The 16,213-nt window shown below is 44.2% G+C and carries 17 protein-coding genes; 10 read left to right on the forward strand and 7 right to left on the reverse strand.

Annotation, left to right across the window (positions count from 1 at the left end; all coding sequences use genetic code 11):
* The first annotated feature begins 146 nt into the window (after positions 1-146).
* A complete protein-coding gene (locus tag ADIAL_RS04125) occupies positions 147-1,202 on the forward strand; it encodes an aldose epimerase family protein (RefSeq protein ID WP_034300449.1) in 1,056 nt (351 codons plus the stop codon).
* 225 nt (positions 1,203-1,427) lie between these two features.
* On the opposite strand, the gene ADIAL_RS04130 is transcribed toward ADIAL_RS04125, so the two are convergent.
* Together ADIAL_RS04130 and ADIAL_RS04135 are read right to left on the reverse strand one after the other, a co-directional pair.
* Positions 1,428-2,174: an NAD-dependent epimerase/dehydratase family protein gene (locus tag ADIAL_RS04130; protein WP_034300451.1), complete on the reverse strand. Its 747-nt coding sequence runs from the start codon at positions 2,172-2,174 to the stop codon at positions 1,428-1,430.
* A 124-nt stretch (positions 2,175-2,298) separates the two neighbouring features.
* A complete protein-coding gene (locus tag ADIAL_RS04135; protein ID WP_034300453.1) occupies positions 2,299-2,487 on the reverse strand; it encodes a CsbD family protein in 189 nt (62 codons plus the stop codon).
* Between the two features lie 166 nt (positions 2,488-2,653).
* Here ADIAL_RS04135 and tsaB point away from each other — a divergent pair, with 166 nt between their 5' ends.
* From tsaB to tsaD, 4 genes are read left to right on the forward strand one after another with little or no spacing between them, the layout of a single operon-like run.
* Positions 2,654-3,382 carry a tRNA (adenosine(37)-N6)-threonylcarbamoyltransferase complex dimerization subunit type 1 TsaB gene (gene tsaB, locus ADIAL_RS04140; RefSeq protein ID WP_034300455.1) on the forward strand — a complete coding sequence of 243 codons (729 nt, stop codon included), beginning with the start codon at positions 2,654-2,656 and terminating at the stop codon, positions 3,380-3,382.
* Positions 3,369-3,980, forward strand: coding sequence for a ribosomal protein S18-alanine N-acetyltransferase (gene rimI / locus ADIAL_RS04145; RefSeq protein WP_155849176.1), 612 nt, complete (start codon positions 3,369-3,371; stop codon positions 3,978-3,980). Before tsaB ends, rimI (ADIAL_RS04145) begins: the two co-directional genes overlap by 14 nt.
* Positions 3,973-4,476, forward strand: a complete 504-nt coding sequence (gene rimI / locus ADIAL_RS11025; RefSeq protein WP_051503706.1) for a ribosomal protein S18-alanine N-acetyltransferase — start codon at positions 3,973-3,975, stop codon at positions 4,474-4,476. Before rimI (ADIAL_RS04145) ends, rimI (ADIAL_RS11025) begins: the two co-directional genes overlap by 8 nt.
* On the forward strand, positions 4,448-5,458 hold the full coding sequence (gene tsaD / locus ADIAL_RS04155; RefSeq protein ID WP_034300457.1) for a tRNA (adenosine(37)-N6)-threonylcarbamoyltransferase complex transferase subunit TsaD: 1,011 nt from the start codon (positions 4,448-4,450) through the stop codon (positions 5,456-5,458). The genes rimI (ADIAL_RS11025) and tsaD overlap by 29 nt, the downstream gene beginning before the upstream one ends.
* A 233-nt stretch (positions 5,459-5,691) precedes the next feature.
* Here the strand turns inward: tsaD and ADIAL_RS04160 are convergent, their stop codons facing one another.
* Both ADIAL_RS04160 and ADIAL_RS04165 read right to left on the reverse strand, forming a co-directional pair.
* A complete protein-coding gene (locus tag ADIAL_RS04160; protein WP_034300459.1) occupies positions 5,692-6,138 on the reverse strand; it encodes an Lrp/AsnC family transcriptional regulator in 447 nt (148 codons plus the stop codon).
* 57 nt (positions 6,139-6,195) lie between these two features.
* Positions 6,196-8,160 (reverse strand): ABC-F family ATP-binding cassette domain-containing protein, encoded by a 1,965-nt coding sequence (locus ADIAL_RS04165; protein WP_034300461.1) that lies wholly within the window; start codon positions 8,158-8,160, stop codon positions 6,196-6,198.
* A 413-nt stretch (positions 8,161-8,573) separates the two neighbouring features.
* Here ADIAL_RS04165 and ADIAL_RS04170 point away from each other — a divergent pair, with 413 nt between their 5' ends.
* A complete protein-coding gene (locus tag ADIAL_RS04170) occupies positions 8,574-9,263 on the forward strand; it encodes a redox-sensing transcriptional repressor Rex (RefSeq protein ID WP_034300463.1) in 690 nt (229 codons plus the stop codon).
* A gap of 56 nt (positions 9,264-9,319) precedes the next feature.
* Here ADIAL_RS04170 and ADIAL_RS04175 read toward each other — a convergent pair whose 3' ends face one another.
* Both ADIAL_RS04175 and ADIAL_RS04180 read right to left on the reverse strand, forming a co-directional pair.
* On the reverse strand, positions 9,320-9,523 hold the full coding sequence (locus tag ADIAL_RS04175; RefSeq protein WP_034300465.1) for a DUF4305 domain-containing protein: 204 nt from the start codon (positions 9,521-9,523) through the stop codon (positions 9,320-9,322).
* Between the two features lie 23 nt (positions 9,524-9,546).
* On the reverse strand, positions 9,547-10,209 hold the full coding sequence (locus tag ADIAL_RS04180; protein ID WP_034300467.1) for a CPBP family intramembrane glutamic endopeptidase: 663 nt from the start codon (positions 10,207-10,209) through the stop codon (positions 9,547-9,549).
* Positions 10,210-10,458: 249 nt separating this feature from the next.
* Between ADIAL_RS04180 and groES the strand changes: the two genes are divergently transcribed.
* The 3 genes from groES to ADIAL_RS04195 all read left to right on the forward strand — a co-directional run bounded on the left by groES (position 10,459) and on the right by ADIAL_RS04195 (position 13,415).
* A complete protein-coding gene (groES, locus tag ADIAL_RS04185) occupies positions 10,459-10,743 on the forward strand; it encodes a co-chaperone GroES (RefSeq protein WP_034300469.1) in 285 nt (94 codons plus the stop codon).
* A 47-nt stretch (positions 10,744-10,790) separates the two neighbouring features.
* On the forward strand, positions 10,791-12,416 hold the full coding sequence (groL, locus tag ADIAL_RS04190; protein ID WP_034300471.1) for a chaperonin GroEL: 1,626 nt from the start codon (positions 10,791-10,793) through the stop codon (positions 12,414-12,416).
* A gap of 216 nt (positions 12,417-12,632) precedes the next feature.
* The gene (locus ADIAL_RS04195) at positions 12,633-13,415 is read left to right on the forward strand and encodes a carbon-nitrogen family hydrolase (protein ID WP_034300473.1); all 783 of its coding nucleotides are present in this window, start codon (positions 12,633-12,635) and stop codon (positions 13,413-13,415) included.
* Positions 13,416-13,620: 205 nt separating this feature from the next.
* On the opposite strand, the gene ADIAL_RS04200 is transcribed toward ADIAL_RS04195, so the two are convergent.
* On the reverse strand, positions 13,621-14,334 hold the full coding sequence (locus ADIAL_RS04200; RefSeq protein WP_034300475.1) for a CAP domain-containing protein: 714 nt from the start codon (positions 14,332-14,334) through the stop codon (positions 13,621-13,623).
* A gap of 189 nt (positions 14,335-14,523) precedes the next feature.
* On the opposite strand from ADIAL_RS04200, the gene ADIAL_RS04205 reads away from it, so the two are divergent.
* Complete coding sequence (locus tag ADIAL_RS04205; protein ID WP_051503707.1) at positions 14,524-15,930, forward strand: MATE family efflux transporter; 1,407 nt, start codon at positions 14,524-14,526, stop codon at positions 15,928-15,930.
* Positions 15,931-16,213 lie beyond the last annotated feature (283 nt).

The raw sequence follows: 16,213 nt of genomic DNA on the forward strand, positions 1-16,213 counted from the left end.
GAGGAATAGCAGTCTAAGAAGGTGTTTTATTAGTGTCTCAAATCAGCAGGTCAGTCTAGAAAAAAGTAAGCGTTTTTATTTTTAGCTGGACGAAAGCTTGAAGGTGTACTACACTAAGAAAGAAAAGCATTTTTTTGGAGGTAAACATGAAAATATCATCAGATTTTTATGGAAAGTATGAAAATAAAGACATCAAAGAGTATACACTGACCAACACACAGGGAGTTTCAATCAGCGCCATCCCATTTGGGGCGGTACTCACAAAAATCGTTACACCGGATAAAAGAGGCAATAGGGCTGCCATCACACTGAACGTAGACAATATTGAAGACATGATCAATTACAGGCCCTTTTATGGCGCTGTTATTGGCAGAACAGCCGGCAGAATCGCCCAGGGAAAATTTCAACTGAGTGGCCGTACAGTCCATGTTGATACAAATGAGGGGGGGAACCAGCTTCATGGTGGCCCTCAGGGACTGGATACCCAGCTATGGGCTATAGAGACAGAAGTAGAAGCTGACGGATCAGCTGGCCGTCTTATTTTCCGCTATAACAGTCCAGCCGGTGAAAATGGATTTCCAGGAAATATGGAGATAAAAGTCACGTATACGCTGACAGAAACCAATGACTGGATTATTGATTATTCCGCCAGTACAGATGCAAGGACACCATTCAATCCAACCCATCACGTCTACTTTAACTTAACAGGAGATGTCAGTCAGTCTGTTTTAAATCATGAACTAAAGCTGAATAGTCAGCAGTTTGCTCCTTTGACCCAGGATAATTTGCCGACAGGCAAGCTGGAGAATACCGAAGGGACTCCTTTTGACTTTAGTGAAGCTAAGTCCGTTGGAGAGGCTGTGCTGTCTGCTCATCCTCAAATCAAACCGTTGAATGGGCTGGATCATCCTTTTGTGATCAAAAAAAATGGAAAAAACAAAGTTGATGGGAGTCTGTACGATCCAATGAGCGGGCGTGAAGTGCAGTTTCAAACAGACCGGGACAGTGTCGTCATCTTTACCCATAACGAAGCAATCAATGATTTTAGTATTGAGGGTAGACCAGTCCGGCAATATGCAGGTATTACGCTGGAAACTCAGCAATTACCGGACGCCTTAAACCAGCCCGGATTTGGGAATATAGTACTGGAGCCGGGAGAGACTTATCAGTCACGAACGATTTATTCTTTCGGTCTGAGATAGAGCAACGAGCGTCAGCTGATATCTGGCTTCTGCTTGAGTGATCAATACAATACATAAAACCATGCATAGCGGGCCTTCATTTATTGCAGAAGGGCAGCTGCATGGTTTTATGTGTTGTGTAAAGGGCTGATCAAAGCTGGTCAGCTTGTTTCTTGTTATTCAGTTTAAGCAAAGCACAGGTATTCAGGCCCCGTTTCTGATGTCTCGCCCCTCAATAAGAAAAGCTTAAACCTTACCACATTTTTCAAAGGCATTATCCACAGGTGTATAACCTAAATGAACTCTGGCAGAATCGATATCCAGACGGGGGAAGCTGTTATTTGAGACACCATTGACCAAAAGGTAAGGTTCTGTCAGCTCAGCTTTTAAACAACAGTCAATCAGGTGATTCATGTCGCGAGCCGAAAAGTACATGCTCATGCCATAAAAGTCACTATCCGGATCCAGTTCAGAATCATCGGACTTGTAGTCCCCGATCCGAATGCCAATGGATTCTATACCCTTTTTGAAAGCGTAGTAGCTGCCGAGTGCTTCCAAATAGGCTTTGGAGACGCCATATAAGTCGTCAGGCCGGATCTGATCTGTTGTTTTGACTTGTACATTGTCTGGATAGGCGTCACTGGCATGAATCGAACTGGCAAAGATGATTCGCTTGACTGTGGATGATTCGGCAGCCTTTTTATACAGGTTTTGAGGCAGGACGTAATTCAAATCGACCAGGTCATCGTAAAAATCTGCATCCGGATCAGGGTTTCCAGCCAGTTGAATAACATACTCTACTCCGTCTAGGGCGTCTCCCCAGCTATCTAGCTTGGACAAGTCAGCTTCGACAATTTTTAAACCGTCTTTCAGTTCCTGTGGAAAGTCAGAAAAGTCAATGTCGCTCAGAACCAGCTCATGGCGGCCTTTTAAATGTCGGGTCAAGTTAGTGCCGATTGCACCGGTTGCTCCTGTAATCAATACTTTGCTCATAGTCTGTTTATCCCCCTGTTTCTTAATAGAATGATTATAATACTAGGCCCATTCTCAGCTACTGCTGAAAATGGGCCACTGTTTTTATATCAGCTCAACTGTCTGACAGCCAGCTAGTCTTTTTCTAGTCTTTTCTGTCTTCCTTTAGTTCGCCAACCTTTTCGTGACCGTGCCCTTTAGCTTTTTGAGCCTTCCCTTCGGCCTGTTTCGCTTTATCGTCGACTGCATCACCATATGCATCTTTGGCTCCTCCAACGACTTTATCTTTCAGCCCTTTGGCTTTCTCTTTCATACTTTCTTTATTTTCACTCATACTAAATCCGCCTTCCATATAATATATTTATTACGTTCAAAATTATTGTAAGACGGATAGGTAAATAAAGCAAAAGAAACGCCTGTAAGTCGCTCGGATTTCTTTCTCAAAAGCCTGCAAATATGCTAAACTGAAACCATATAGATAAACAATAAGGAGTACATGTATGAAAATTCTTGGGATCGATACATCCAATCAGGCCATGTCTATTGCACTGGTTGATGAGGATGGTCTAGTTATCGAAAAGACGGTCAATATTAAAAGAAACCACAGTATCCAGCTGATGCCATCGATAGAAGCACTTTTTGGGGAAGCAAACTGGGTTCCCAAGGATATAGACCGTGTAGCTGTAGCCAGTGGGCCTGGATCTTATACAGGTGTGCGTATTGGGGTCACGGTTGCCAAAACACTGGCCTATGCAGTGGGAGCTGAGCTTGTAGGAGTATCCAGTCTTCATGTTCTGGCAGGAAACGGGGAGCAGATTCCTGGGTCCTTTATTGTTCCGCTATTTGATGCGAGAAGAGGAAATATTTATACCGGTCTTTACCACTACCAGCAGGGTGTATGCCGACCGGTTCAAACAGATACTCATATTGCGATCGAAAAATGGGCTGATTTTTTAGAGGGACTGCAAGCTCCCGTTCAGCTTGTAGGTACCGATGTAAATAAACATATGGATGTACTGAATAATCGTCTCGGGGACCGTCTGCTTCTGCTGGCACCTTCACAAACGCTTCCGAGAGCAAGTGTGCTAGCTGAACTAGCACGGGATAAGAAGCCAGAAGTCGTGCATACTTTTGAACCCAGCTATCTCAAGCTGGCCGAAGCGGAACAGAAATGGATGGAAACACAGACAGAGGAGTCTCTAGGAGGCGGGTGGATTGAAAAACTTTAAAGAATGGTTTTCTGACAGGGTAGCAAAGACTACAACTAAAACCTTTGTACCGTTGACTTCAAGAATCAGGCTGGAACAGAGCATCTTCCCACTGTCCGACGAACAGTTTCTGCACACAAAGGTTGCTGCAGAAGCGGACGTCGACGGGATCCTGGCCGTCGAACGGGCTTGCTATGACGGGCTGACCCCCTGGAACCGCTCAGCGATCCTACATGAAATCCGTTTCAACAAGAATGCTTTTTATCTGATTGTTTACGACCATAAAGAACCCGTCGCCTTTATCGGGTCATGGTTTGTAGCCAAAGAAGCACATATTACCAATATTGCAACGATTCCAGCCTATCAGAAGAAAGGTATTGCCACTTATATGCTGAAAGAAATCATTAATATTGCAGAAAAAGAGGACATCAAAGAAGTCACACTGGAAGTTCGTGTATCCAATAAAACAGCCCAGAGCCTGTATGAGACGATCGGTTTTGAACGAGGAAGAATCAAAAAGGACTACTATGCTAACGACCATGAAGATGCACTGGAAATGCGGTATGAGCTTGATGTGCAGCAGGCAGAAAGAGAAGCATTGGATTCAGGCTATGAATAGTAAAGTGTTGACGATTCGTCCGTTTCTCCAGGCAGAAGAGCGGGCTCAAGATTTTTTTGATATGGCTGACCGAGCTTTTAAATATGGCTCTCCCTGGTCCCTTGAGCAGTTCAGTGAGACGCTTGTTCGAACCGATCTTATTTTTTTTGTAGCCGAGCAGAATAAACGACTACTGGGGTATATAGGCGGACAGCTGCTCGGAGAAGAGGCAGAACTTTATCTGCTAGTTGTTGATCCCCCTCATCATCAGCAGCAAGTAGCAAGTCAGCTGATGGAGGCGTACAAGTCCTGGTGTATATCAGAAGGAGTAAAGCTGATTTTTTTAGAGGTCAGAGCTTCTAATAACCGCGCACGCCGCTTTTATTCCAAGCAGGGCTTTTCGGAAATAGCTAGCAGAAAACAGTACTATACTAAACCGGCTGAAGATGCCATCATTATGAAATGTACCATTGGAAAGAAGGACCAACATGTCATCAAGAAAAATATTAGCAATTGAAACAAGCTGCGACGAAACGAGTGCAGCTGTAATCGAAGAGGGCAAAGTGATTTTGTCGAATATTGTGGCGTCACAGGTTAAAAGCCATCAGCGTTTCGGCGGAGTTGTTCCGGAAATAGCCAGCCGTCACCATGTAGAACAGATTACACTGATCATTGAAGAGGCGATGCAGGAGGCAGGTATAGCGTATGCTGATCTGGATGCCGTAGCGGTCACAGAAGGTCCCGGACTGGTTGGCGCTCTGTTGATTGGAGTCAATGCAGCAAAGGCCATCGCTTTTGCTCATGGCCTTCCGCTGATTGCAGTCAACCACATCAAAGGGCATATTTTTGCGAATCGGCTGGTGTCCGATATGCAGTTTCCACTGCTGTCGCTGGTCGTCAGTGGAGGGCATACAGAACTGATTTACATGTCAGCTCCAGACTCCTTTGAAGTGATTGGGGAGACCAGAGATGATGCTGCTGGTGAAGCGTATGACAAAATCGGACGCGTACTCGGGGTACCTTATCCTGGGGGCAAACATATAGATGAAATGGCGCACAAGGGTGCAGATACGTATCATTTCCCTCGAGCCATGATTCGGGAAGATAATTATGATTTCAGTTTCAGCGGCCTGAAAAGTGCGTTCATCAATACTGTTCATAACGCAAAGCAAAAAGGTGAACCCATTCACACAGATGACCTGGCTGCCAGTTTTCAGGCAGCAGTTGTGGAGGTACTGGTCGACAAGACCATTCGAGCCGCTAAAGACCGGCCTGTCAAGCAGCTGGTACTGGCCGGAGGCGTAGCTGCCAATCGGGGGCTGCGGAGCGCCCTCGAGAAAGCTGTGGCAGCTGAATTACCAGAGGTCAAGCTGCTGATTCCTCCACTGGCTTTATGTGGAGACAATGCTGCAATGATTGGAGCTGCGGCGCAAGTCAAGCTAGCTAAAGCAGAATTTTCAGATTATGCTTTGAATGGTCAACCGGGACTGTCCGTATAAAATCTGCTCATCCCAGATACTCGCGCCGATTGATATGTAAAGACTAGTGTAATCGGAGGTAGGCTCATTTTTCAAGTGCAAGGTAAAACAGGCTGTTTTGAGCAATACCTAGCTAGAGTAGAGGATACAAAAAAGGGTGGGGAACCGTTCCCCGCCCTTTTTTGTACGCTTTTGTTTTAATGTCTGATGTTCTAGCCACTCCTGAGATCAATGGATACGGCTACTTTTTTTCGTCAGTTTTCTTCACCATCAAGGGTCACCCCTCGGGCAGAAACAGGAGTGGAGAAAATGATTTGAGTATAGGTTTTTCCGAACTGCTGCAAGTCATTGATGAAATCATCCAGTTCAGTTGTGGTCGGATAAGCCACTTTGATTAGCATGGAAAATTCTCCGGTTACACAGTTGCATTCAATCACATTCGGGATGGCATCGATGTAAGGATAGAATTCTTTTTTCTGTCGAGGCTGCAAGTCCAGCTGAATAAAGGCCTGGATATGGTAACCCAGTTTTTTCAGATTCACTTGAGTCAAGTATTTTTCGATATAGCCTTCTTTTTCTAGCTTAGTTATACGATTGGAAATTGCCGGGGAAGACAAATACGTTTCACCTGCAATTTCCTTTAATGAAGCACGGCTGTTCTCCTGTAAAATCTGCAGTATTTTTAAGTCCATCTGGTCCATAAGTGTCCTCATTTCTATTATGTGAAAAAAGTCAAAGTAAGGTGATGTATGAGCTGTCTATACGTTATCAAGTTCGTCTTGTAGCGCTTCCCATTCATTTAAAAGCTCTTCCTGCTTTGAGGAAAGTCGGTCATTTTCTTTAGCCAGTATTTCTGCTTTTTCCACATCAGAAAACACATCAGGCTGACTCAATTCAAACTGCACCTTCTCCAGTTCAGTTTCGAGCTTTTCCAGTTGCTGTTCACAAGACTCAATTGCCCTGGAAAGCTTGCGTTCCTGCTTTTGCTTTTCTTTTTGCGCTTCAAAATCTAGTTTGTTCTGGCTGCTTGCCTTAGTACGGAAGGTGTCTTGTAGGCCAGTTTCTGACGCTGCATTTTCCTCATCTTCCAGCAGACGGAGCGCAACGAGCTCTGCTTTTTTTTGTACATAGTAGTCATAGTCACCAAGGTAAACCGTTGCACCATCTTCTGACAGCTCAATAATTTTGGTGGCCAGCCGGTTGATAAAATAACGGTCATGTGAAACGAACAGGAGTGTCCCTTCAAAATCAATCAGGGCATTCTCAAGTACTTCTTTGGAATCAATGTCCAGATGATTTGTCGGCTCATCCAGCAAGAGAAGATTGTTTTTTTCCAGAGCTAGCTTAGCCAGGGCCACACGGGATTTTTCTCCTCCGCTGAGGGAGCCTACGGTTTTATCCACATCGTCCCCACTGAAAAGAAATGAGCCTAGCAGAGTTCGGACCGATTGTTCAGACATAAGCGGGTGATCATCCCATACTTCGTTCAAGACTGATTTTTGCTCATTCAGTGTCAGCTGCTCCTGATCGTAATAGCCGATATCAACTTTGGCACCGTAACGGATGTCTCCTTCAAGTGGCGACAGATGACGAATGAGAGTCTTAAGCAAGGTAGTTTTACCGACTCCATTGGGGCCCACGATGGCTATAGATTCTTCTTTTCTTACATCCAAATCTATCCCTCTAGACAAGGGGGTATGCTTATAGCCGACGGCAAGTTCTTCTGCCTGCAAAACGACTTGACCGGAGTCACGCTCCACTTCGAACTGGAAGTGGGCACTTTTTTCATCTCCCTGAGGCTTGTTTAGCGGGTCCATTTTTTCCAGTTGCTTGCGTCTAGCTTGTGCACGCTTTGTAGTCGAGGCGCGAACGATGTTGCGGTTGACAAACTCTTCAAGTTTAGCCACCTTTTTCTGCTGCTTTTCAAATGTCTTCCATTCCGTCTTGATTCTCTCTGATTTTTCTTTCAAATACTGAGAATAGTTTCCGTGATAATGAGTGACGGATCCTCTAGAAACTTCATAAATTTCCTGCACAACTTTATCCATAAAATAGCGGTCATGAGAGACAATAAGCAGCGCTTTGGAATAGTTTTGGAGGTAGGTCTCGAGCCAGGACAGGGTATCGATATCAAGGTGGTTGGTTGGCTCATCTAGTATTAGCAGATCTTTTTTCTGCAACAGCAGCTTTGCCAAAGCCAGCCGTGTTTTTTGTCCTCCAGACAAGTTAGCGATCGGCATATCATAGTCTTCTTCATAAAAGCGAAAACCATGCAAAACCGAGCGGATTTCGCTTTCTATCCCGTATCCATTTGCTTGTTTAAATGTCTGCTGCAGGCGGTCGTAACGGTCAAGAAGGGAGCGGTAATCATTTTCTTCCTTGTCGAGTGTGTGATCAGCCAGTCGATGTTCGATTGTGTTCATTTCAGCTTCTAGCATGCGTGTGTGTTCGGTCAGTTTCGCCATTTCTTCCCAGATAGTCAGGTCCGACTCCAGGCCAGTGTGCTGATCCAGATAGCCGATGGAGCATTCTTTTTTCATGTGGATGGCGCCCTCATCAGGCTCTTCTTTGCCGGATAAAATATTAAGCAGGGTCGATTTTCCGGCTCCGTTTCTCCCGACCAAACCTATGCGGGATTTTTCCTGAATTTCAAGAGAAACATTGTCGAATAACTTGTCTGCCCCAAAGTAGCGGGCAATTTTCTGTGTCTGTAGAAGTATCATCTCTGGTCCTCATCTTTCTCATCATGATAAAAATAGTCTGCGACTAGATGTTGTCTTGTTTGATCATGGTTCTCTTCCAATAGTTTAGCATAGACACAAGGGCAGCTGACAGTCAATTTAAAATCTCCCTTTAGCTGAAAGAGAGAGGGTGTTCATGACACTTTTTAACTCTTTGTTCAAATTAGAGCCAATGTTCAGCTGCAAACATGGAATTGTTTAAAAAATTGATGATTATTTTTAGTATACAGCCTTATATACTTTATTTTCATAGGGATAATGGTATAATATGAAATGGTATCTTTCAACAAGTTTGTGAATGCACAAGTATGAATATACACGTGTTCTTTACAGGATTATAGTCAAACGGAGAAGATATGTAAGTTAAAAAAGTTAGATAACAAGGAGAATGAAAAATGGCTGACAAAAAAATTCCTAAAGCTACTGCGCGGCGACTACCGCTATATTACCGCTATTTGAGATTCTTGTATGAAGCCGGAAAAGAGCGCGTATCCTCTGCTAAGCTGAGCGAAGCAATCAAAGTGGACAGTGCTACTATCCGTCGTGATTTTTCATATTTTGGTGCTCTCGGTAAAAGAGGGTACGGTTACGATGTTGAAGCCCTCATGAATTTCTTCAGTAAAACGCTTAATCAGGATCGGTTGACTAACGTTGCCTTAATTGGTGTAGGAAACTTGGGACAGGCGCTTTTGAACTACAACTTCCGACGAAACAACAATATCCGGATCAGTGCCGGCTTCGATGTTAAGGAAGAGCTGATTGGAACCATTCATCAAGGCGTGCCGGTTTATGATATCAATGATATGGTTGAACAGCTAAAAATGCAGCAGATTGACGTAGCAATTTTGACCGTACCTTCGGAAATCGCTCAGGATATGGCAGACAAACTGGTCAAAGGCGGAGTAAAAGGTATTATGAATTTTACTCCTATCAGAGTTACCGTACCGAAAGAAGTGCGTGTGCATAATGTAGACCTGACTAATGAGCTGCAGACTCTTATCTATTTTATCAATTACTACCAGGATATGGACAAGGACAGTTTAGCAGCTAAGGATGACGATTCAGTAGATAATTTCGTCTTATAATACTTCAATATAAAAACGGTATTCACCTCAAGTGTAAGGTGGATACCGTTTTTTGTTTATTCGTCATTTTTCTTTTTGATTCGATAGTAGGCTTCCGCCATGCGAGTACCCTGAACAAAATCCTTGGTTGCAAAAACGGCAAAGAGGAAAGAGAAGAACCCCCATCCGCCGGAACCTACAGAATCAATAGTAAAAAACAGGAAAAGCAAAAAAAAGATGTATTTGAAGCCGATTTGAAACATAATTTGTTTTTCTGTCATAGTGTTTCCTTTCTTTAAGCTGATTACAGCAGATAGATATTAGCAAGCACCGCAAAAATATTCATCAGACAATGGGCAATGACCGGTGTCCAGATATTTTTGGTATGCATGTAAAGCCAGGCAAAGACCAGTCCCATGGATGAATAGACTAGAAACAGGCCATCCATGTGAATGAAAGCGAAGAGAAGAGAGCTAATCACTGCTGCACCGACTCCACCAATTTTACTGACCATCAAGCCAAAAAGGGCCTTACGAAAGACAAATTCTTCCATTACAGGTCCAGCTACACCAGCGACAAGAAGAAAGATAGGGTAGCTTCTAACGACTTCCACAATCATTTGAGTATTTTGAGACTCAAGGGTAGAACCGAGAAAGTTGAACTCAATAATGCTGGCTAAAGTCTGGACCACAATGGCCAAAACCATGCCCAGCAGTCCCCATGACAGCACACGCAGTCTTTGTTGCTTGAAAGGCGTCTCGAATTCAAAAACCATACCGTTTTTCTTTTGGAGCATGATCATGCCGGCTGCTCCAAGCGTAAACAGCAGCACTGAAGGCAGTATGAAGGCCAGTGTACCAAGTGATTCAGGCAGCAGCAAAGGCGCAACAGCAGCAAGAAGCTGAACAGCGATAAATAATCCAATCATCTGCAAAGCGATTTTCTTATTATTTTCAGTTGTAGACATTCGTTTCATCCTTTGATTTATATTCCCACAATACTAGTAATTTAACACAAAAACCATACGCTTTCCACAGCGGGAAAACATCCAAAAAAATTTGTACTAAATACTTGCAAGAAATTCTACTTTTGAATATACTAGGTAATGGAGTTAGCACTCAGGTGCTTAGAGTGCTAAGTCTCTGTTTCCCGCTGATTGAAAAGCGGAAGAGCAGTCAAATACAATAGTGATTACTTATTTTGGAGGGATTACATCATGTTAAAACCTTTAGGAAATCGAGTACTTCTTGAAGTGAAAAAAGAAGAAGAAAAAACAGCAAGCGGACTGGTACTGCCGGATTCTGCTAAAGAGAAGCCGCAGACAGCTAAAGTGATTGCTGTTGGTGACGGGAAGCTTCTTGACAATGGAGTCAAGGCAGCTGTATCTGTGGCAGTCGGAGATGAAGTGCTTTTCGAAAAATATGCGGGCTCTGAAGTAAAGTATGAGGGAACAGAGTATCTGGTCGTCAAAGACACCGATATCATTGCAATCATCGACTAATTCACTTGGCATCTAAATCATTACATTTATAAGGAGCGATTATTGATATGGCAAAAGAGATTAAATTTTCTGAAGACGCACGTGCAGCAATGCTTCGCGGAGTAGATAAGTTGGCGAATACCGTAAAAGTCACATTGGGACCGAAAGGCCGAAACGTTATTTTGGATAAATCTTTCGGAGCGCCTCAAATTACCAATGACGGAGTGACGATTGCGAAGGAAATCGAATTTGAAGACAAGTTTGAGAACATGGGAGCTCAGCTGGTTGCTGAAGTAGCCAGCAAGACCAACGAAATCGCTGGAGACGGGACAACAACGGCAACTGTTCTTGCTCAGGCTATTGTGAATGAAGGAATGAAAAATGTAACCGCTGGAGCCAATCCTGTGGGTATCCGCCGCGGAATTGAGCTAGCAACGAAAAAAGCAGTGGAGTCTCTACATGAAGTTTCTACAAAAGTGGAAGACAAAGAATCCATTGCTCAGATTGCTGCTATTTCATCCGGTGATGAAGAAATCGGAAAACTGCTGGCAGACGCTATGGAGCGTGTTGGAAGTGACGGAGTCATTACCATCGAAGAGTCTCAGGGCATCGAGACAGAGCTGGATGTGGTTGAAGGGATGCAGTTTGACCGAGGATATCTGTCTCAGTACATGGTAACGGATAATGAGAAGATGGAAGCCAACCTGGATAATCCATACGTACTGATTACAGACAAGAAAATCTCTTCTGTCCAAGAGATTCTGCCAGTTCTTGAAAACATCATGCAGCAGAACCGTCCGCTGCTAATTATTGCTGATGACATCGAAGGGGAAGCGCTACCTACACTGGTCTTGAACAAAATCCGAGGAACGTTGAACGTGGTTGCAGTCAAGGCTCCCGGCTTTGGTGACCGCAGAAAAGGAATGTTGGAAGACATTGCGATCCTCACAGACGGTACGGTCATTACAAGCGACCTGGGTCTGGATCTGAAAGATGTGACCATCGACCAGCTGGGTACTGCCGGCAAAGTAGTGGTGACTAAGGATGATACGACCATTGTTGAAGGTGCTGGTGAAAAGACGCATCTGGATCAGCGTGTAGCCATGCTTCGTTCGCAGGCAGAAGAAACCAATTCTGAATTTGATCGCGAAAAACTGCAGGAGCGTATTGCGAAGCTTGCCGGTGGTGTAGCTGTGATCAAAGTGGGTGCCGCTACTGAAACGGAAATCAAGGAGCGCAAGCTGCGTATTGAGGATGCTTTGAATGCAGCCCGTGCAGCTGTAGAAGAAGGCATTATCGCCGGTGGTGGTACAGCCTATATCAACATCCTGGACAAACTTGAGGGAATCGAAGTAGAAGGTGACGAGGCAACCGGTGTTAAAATCGTCCTTCGTGCGCTGGAAGAACCTGTACGTCAGATTGCGTCAAATGCCGGTCTGGACGGCAGCGTGATTGTTGAACGTTTGAAACATGTTGAACCAGGTATCGGATTCAATGCAGCTACAGGAGAAATGGTCAACATGGTACAGGCAGGTGTTATCGATCCAACTAAAGTGACCCGCTCTGCACTTCAGAATGCTGCATCAGTTTCTGCGTTATTACTGACAACAGAAGCAGCTGTTGCGGACATCCCATCAGAAAACGATGGACCAGCAAGTGGAATGGATCCAAGTGGCATGGGCGGTATGATGTAACCCATCTGACCTCAAATATTGAAACGTCAATACTTTAAAAGAACCTCTGAACCGGACTCACCCATTTCCTGGTTTCAGAGGTTTTTTGTCACAAAGCGGCGTCTGCTATTTTTCTGAAAAACTCTAGGAAGCAGAAACAATGAGATTTTTTCGTAATGGACTTCGGTTACTGTTACACTAAGAGGAGAAAAGATAAGTGAGAGGGGCATAAAAACGATGAGAGTGTCAGTTTTACAGTTGGATCTGCATTATAATGATCCAGACAAAAATTTTAGTGCCATCCTTAATAAAATCGTAGATTGTGCACAATCAGAAGAACCGGATGTGATTGTGCTCCCGGAAATGTGGAATGTTTCCTTCTTCCCAAAAAATTTGGAGAAGACAGCTGATGAAGACGGACACCGGACCAGAAAGTTCTTAAGTGAGCTTTCACGAAAATATCGCATCAATATTGTCGGAGGATCTGTAGCCGTCAAAGCAAGAAATGGTTTTTACAATACAAGCTATACGTACAATCGTCAAGGTGAACTGGTCCACACCTACAACAAAGTTCATCTGTTTTCCCTTGCTGAAGAGGATCGTCATTTTCAGGTAGGTGAGAGTTTAGGTGTTTTTGAATTGGATGGAGTTAAAGTCGGTGTGGCCACCTGTTATGATCTAAGGTTTGTTGAATGGATCCGCATGATGGCTCTGGAGGGGATTGAGATCCTTTTCGTGCCAGCAGCCTGGCCGCATCCCCGTCAGAAACCCTGGAAAACGTTACTTGAAGCACGGGCCATTGAAAATCAGATGTTCGTTGTGGGCGTAAACAGCAGCGGCAGAACAAATACACTTGATTTTTGTGGTCATTCTGTCGTTATCGACCCTCTCGGAGAAGTTCTTAAAGAAGCGCAAGAAGAAGAGGCAGTCTTGACTACAGACTTGGATCTGATTCGCCTGAAAGAAGTAAGAGAAGAGATAGGCATCTATCAGGACCGTCGGCCGGACTTGTACAGATAAAGGGTACAGTCTATGCTGTATAAAGGGGGACACCAAGGCCCTAAGCGGGCGAACCGAGTAGTGTTTGGACCATAAGTAAGCTAGCACGCTGTAGCCTCGTATAAGTACTTCAGCAGATCGCCATTGTTGAGTACTGCTTCAAGTGAATAAAGTAAAAAGGCTGGGGAAGGAACGTTCCAGCCTTTTTACTATGATTCGTTAGGTATCAGCGTTGTGTACCGAACAACTGAGTTGCATAAAGGAATTCCCCGTCAAAGTGCACACCAATTCCAATTTCCTCGTAATCAGGGCGAATCATGTTCTCATAATGGCCCTGGCTGTCGACCCAGCCATTAAAGAGCAGCTCGGCCATTGCTTCGTCTGACAAATGGTAGGTGGCCATACCTAGGTTTTCTCCTGCGATACGGTAAGGATAATGAATACCGTCTTCTTCAAATACAGTAAAGGCATCTGACCCGTCCGGGCGCGTATGCGAAAATTTTTCTTCCGTTTCGATAGCGCGGATGGTTGCTGCTGACCGAAGCATATCATTTGAAGCAACAGTCTGCACACCCTGTTCTTCACGCAGATCATTGACGAGTCTGATAATAGTCTGTTCGATCAGTTCGACATCGACAGCATCAGATTGTTCACTGTAAATGTTCGGCGCGGGCTGATCAGAATCAGCTGCTGAGTTTTCACTGGGGGACTCGGTCTGTGTATCGGGAGTGCTCTCATTTAGAGGCGGCTCACTAAAAAAAGTAGGCGTTTCAAAGGGCAGATTCAGCTGATTGAAGTCTGTAGAAGAGGAGGGAAGATAGCTGGTGATCGTTTCCAGCCAGTTTCCGGGGGTGGTTCCTGTCAATAGGCCGGTTGAACCTAGCCAGAAGCCGATAATCAGAGTCAGGATCAGACTGAGCAGTCTACTGATAAATTTCATTTTTTGTCCATCCTTTCTTTTCTATGGGTATTGTATCAGAAAGGTTTCCTCAGAAAAAGAATCAAAGTTCGAAGACTTCATGACTTTAATTAGGTCAAAGTGCTTCAAATTCATAGTACGGTTTTGTATAATGATATAGTTACTTACAGATAGTTAGTTAGCTAGCTAAGTCAGCTTAGGAGAATGTATATGAAAAATATGAACTCAGAACAACTGGGCAAAATGCCCATGAATAAACTGGTCCTGACCATGTCGCTTCCGATGATGTTGTCCATGTTTATTCAGTCGCTTTACAGTGCCATTGACAGCATGTTTGTCGCCCAAATCAGCGAGGAGGCTTTGACGGCTCTTTCTTTGGCTTTCCCGGTTCAGATGCTGATGATTGCCATTCAAATCGGTTCAGCTGTCGGGATGAATACAGAAATGTCTAAGCGCTTAGGAGAAGGAAAGCGGGGGATGGCAAGCGCTGCAGCCAACAATGGGGTCTTTATCTCTTTTTTCCATTATTTCCTTTTTCTGCTTTTCGGTTTGTTTCTAGTTCGTCCATTTTTTGAAATGCAGACCAGCAATCCTGAAATCGTGAATTACGGTATGGAATACACGGTGATTGTTACGACATTTTCTATCGGAAAAACAATGCAGATCATGTATGAGCGGATTCTGCAGTCATCCGGACGGACGTTTTATACCATGATTACCCAGGGTACAGGAGCAATTTTGAATATTATCCTGGACCCCATTTTAATTTTCGGCTGGTTCGGCGTGCCGGCACTGGGTGTGTATGGAGCTGCGATTGCTACTATAATAGCTCAGGTTACTTCAGCCATCATGGCAATTGTGATCAATGCAAAAGTAAATAAGGACGTGGACATGCAGTACCGTGGGTTCCGTCCAGACTTCCAGGTGATCAGACGTATCTATGCGGTAGGCATACCATCTATGGCGATGATTTCGATTACTTCCCTTGTGTCACTTATTTTCAATAATATTCTGATCCAGTTTTCTTCGACTGCCACAGCTGTGTATGGAGCCTATACCCGGCTTCAAGGATTTGCCTTTATGCCTGTATTTGGTCTGAACAATGGAATGATACCAATCGTTTCCTACAACTATGGAGCCAAGAATAAGGAAAGAATGCTGAAGGCCATCAAGATTTGCCTGATGTACGGAGTAATCGTCATGTTTACATGGATGGTCATTTTCCAGATTTTTCCTGAACAGCTTTTGGTTCTGTTCAATGCTTCAGATGAGATGGCTTCTTTGGGAGTAGCAGCACTTCGGACAATTAGTCTGAGCTTTGTATTTGCCGGTATAAGCTTTATGCTGGGAACCGTCATGCAGTCACTGGGCAATGCTGTACTAAGTTTATGGGTCCAGGTTATCCGTCAGCTCATCGTACTGGTCCCCGTTGCTTATGCCTTGTCGTTGACGGGAGATGTCAACATGGTCTGGTGGTCCAAGTTGATTTCAGAAGGGGTTACCGTCATTTTTGCCTTGTTGGCTATCCGCTATGTGTACAAGAAAAAAATCGAGCCGATGGCCAATCAGGTGGAGCCGAAGCACGCACAGCTGAAAAACCAGGTCGTGACTAAATAGGCCGGTACTTTAATGGAATGGGTGTATTGAATTGAGTGGAAAGTAAACAGCAGGATTAAATCAATAGGCAGCTGGTCTTTTCCGGCTGTCTTTTTTTGCTTGAAAAAAGCTGCAAAATATAATTAAAATCTATCTTTGTTGAAAAAGGAAGAGGCGAAGCTGATGAGCAGTTGCAGCAATAGCTATGCAAGCGTCTCTTTTGCCTTAAAAATAGCCTCAAAAATCTTGAGGGATATTTGAAATTTAAAATAAGCTGAGAAGAGGCTACAATAAAACCATAAAG

Origin of the sequence: Alkalibacterium sp. AK22 (genome assembly GCF_000585255.1) — a bacterium.
Classification (GTDB): Bacteria; Bacillota; Bacilli; order Lactobacillales; family Carnobacteriaceae_A; genus Alkalibacterium.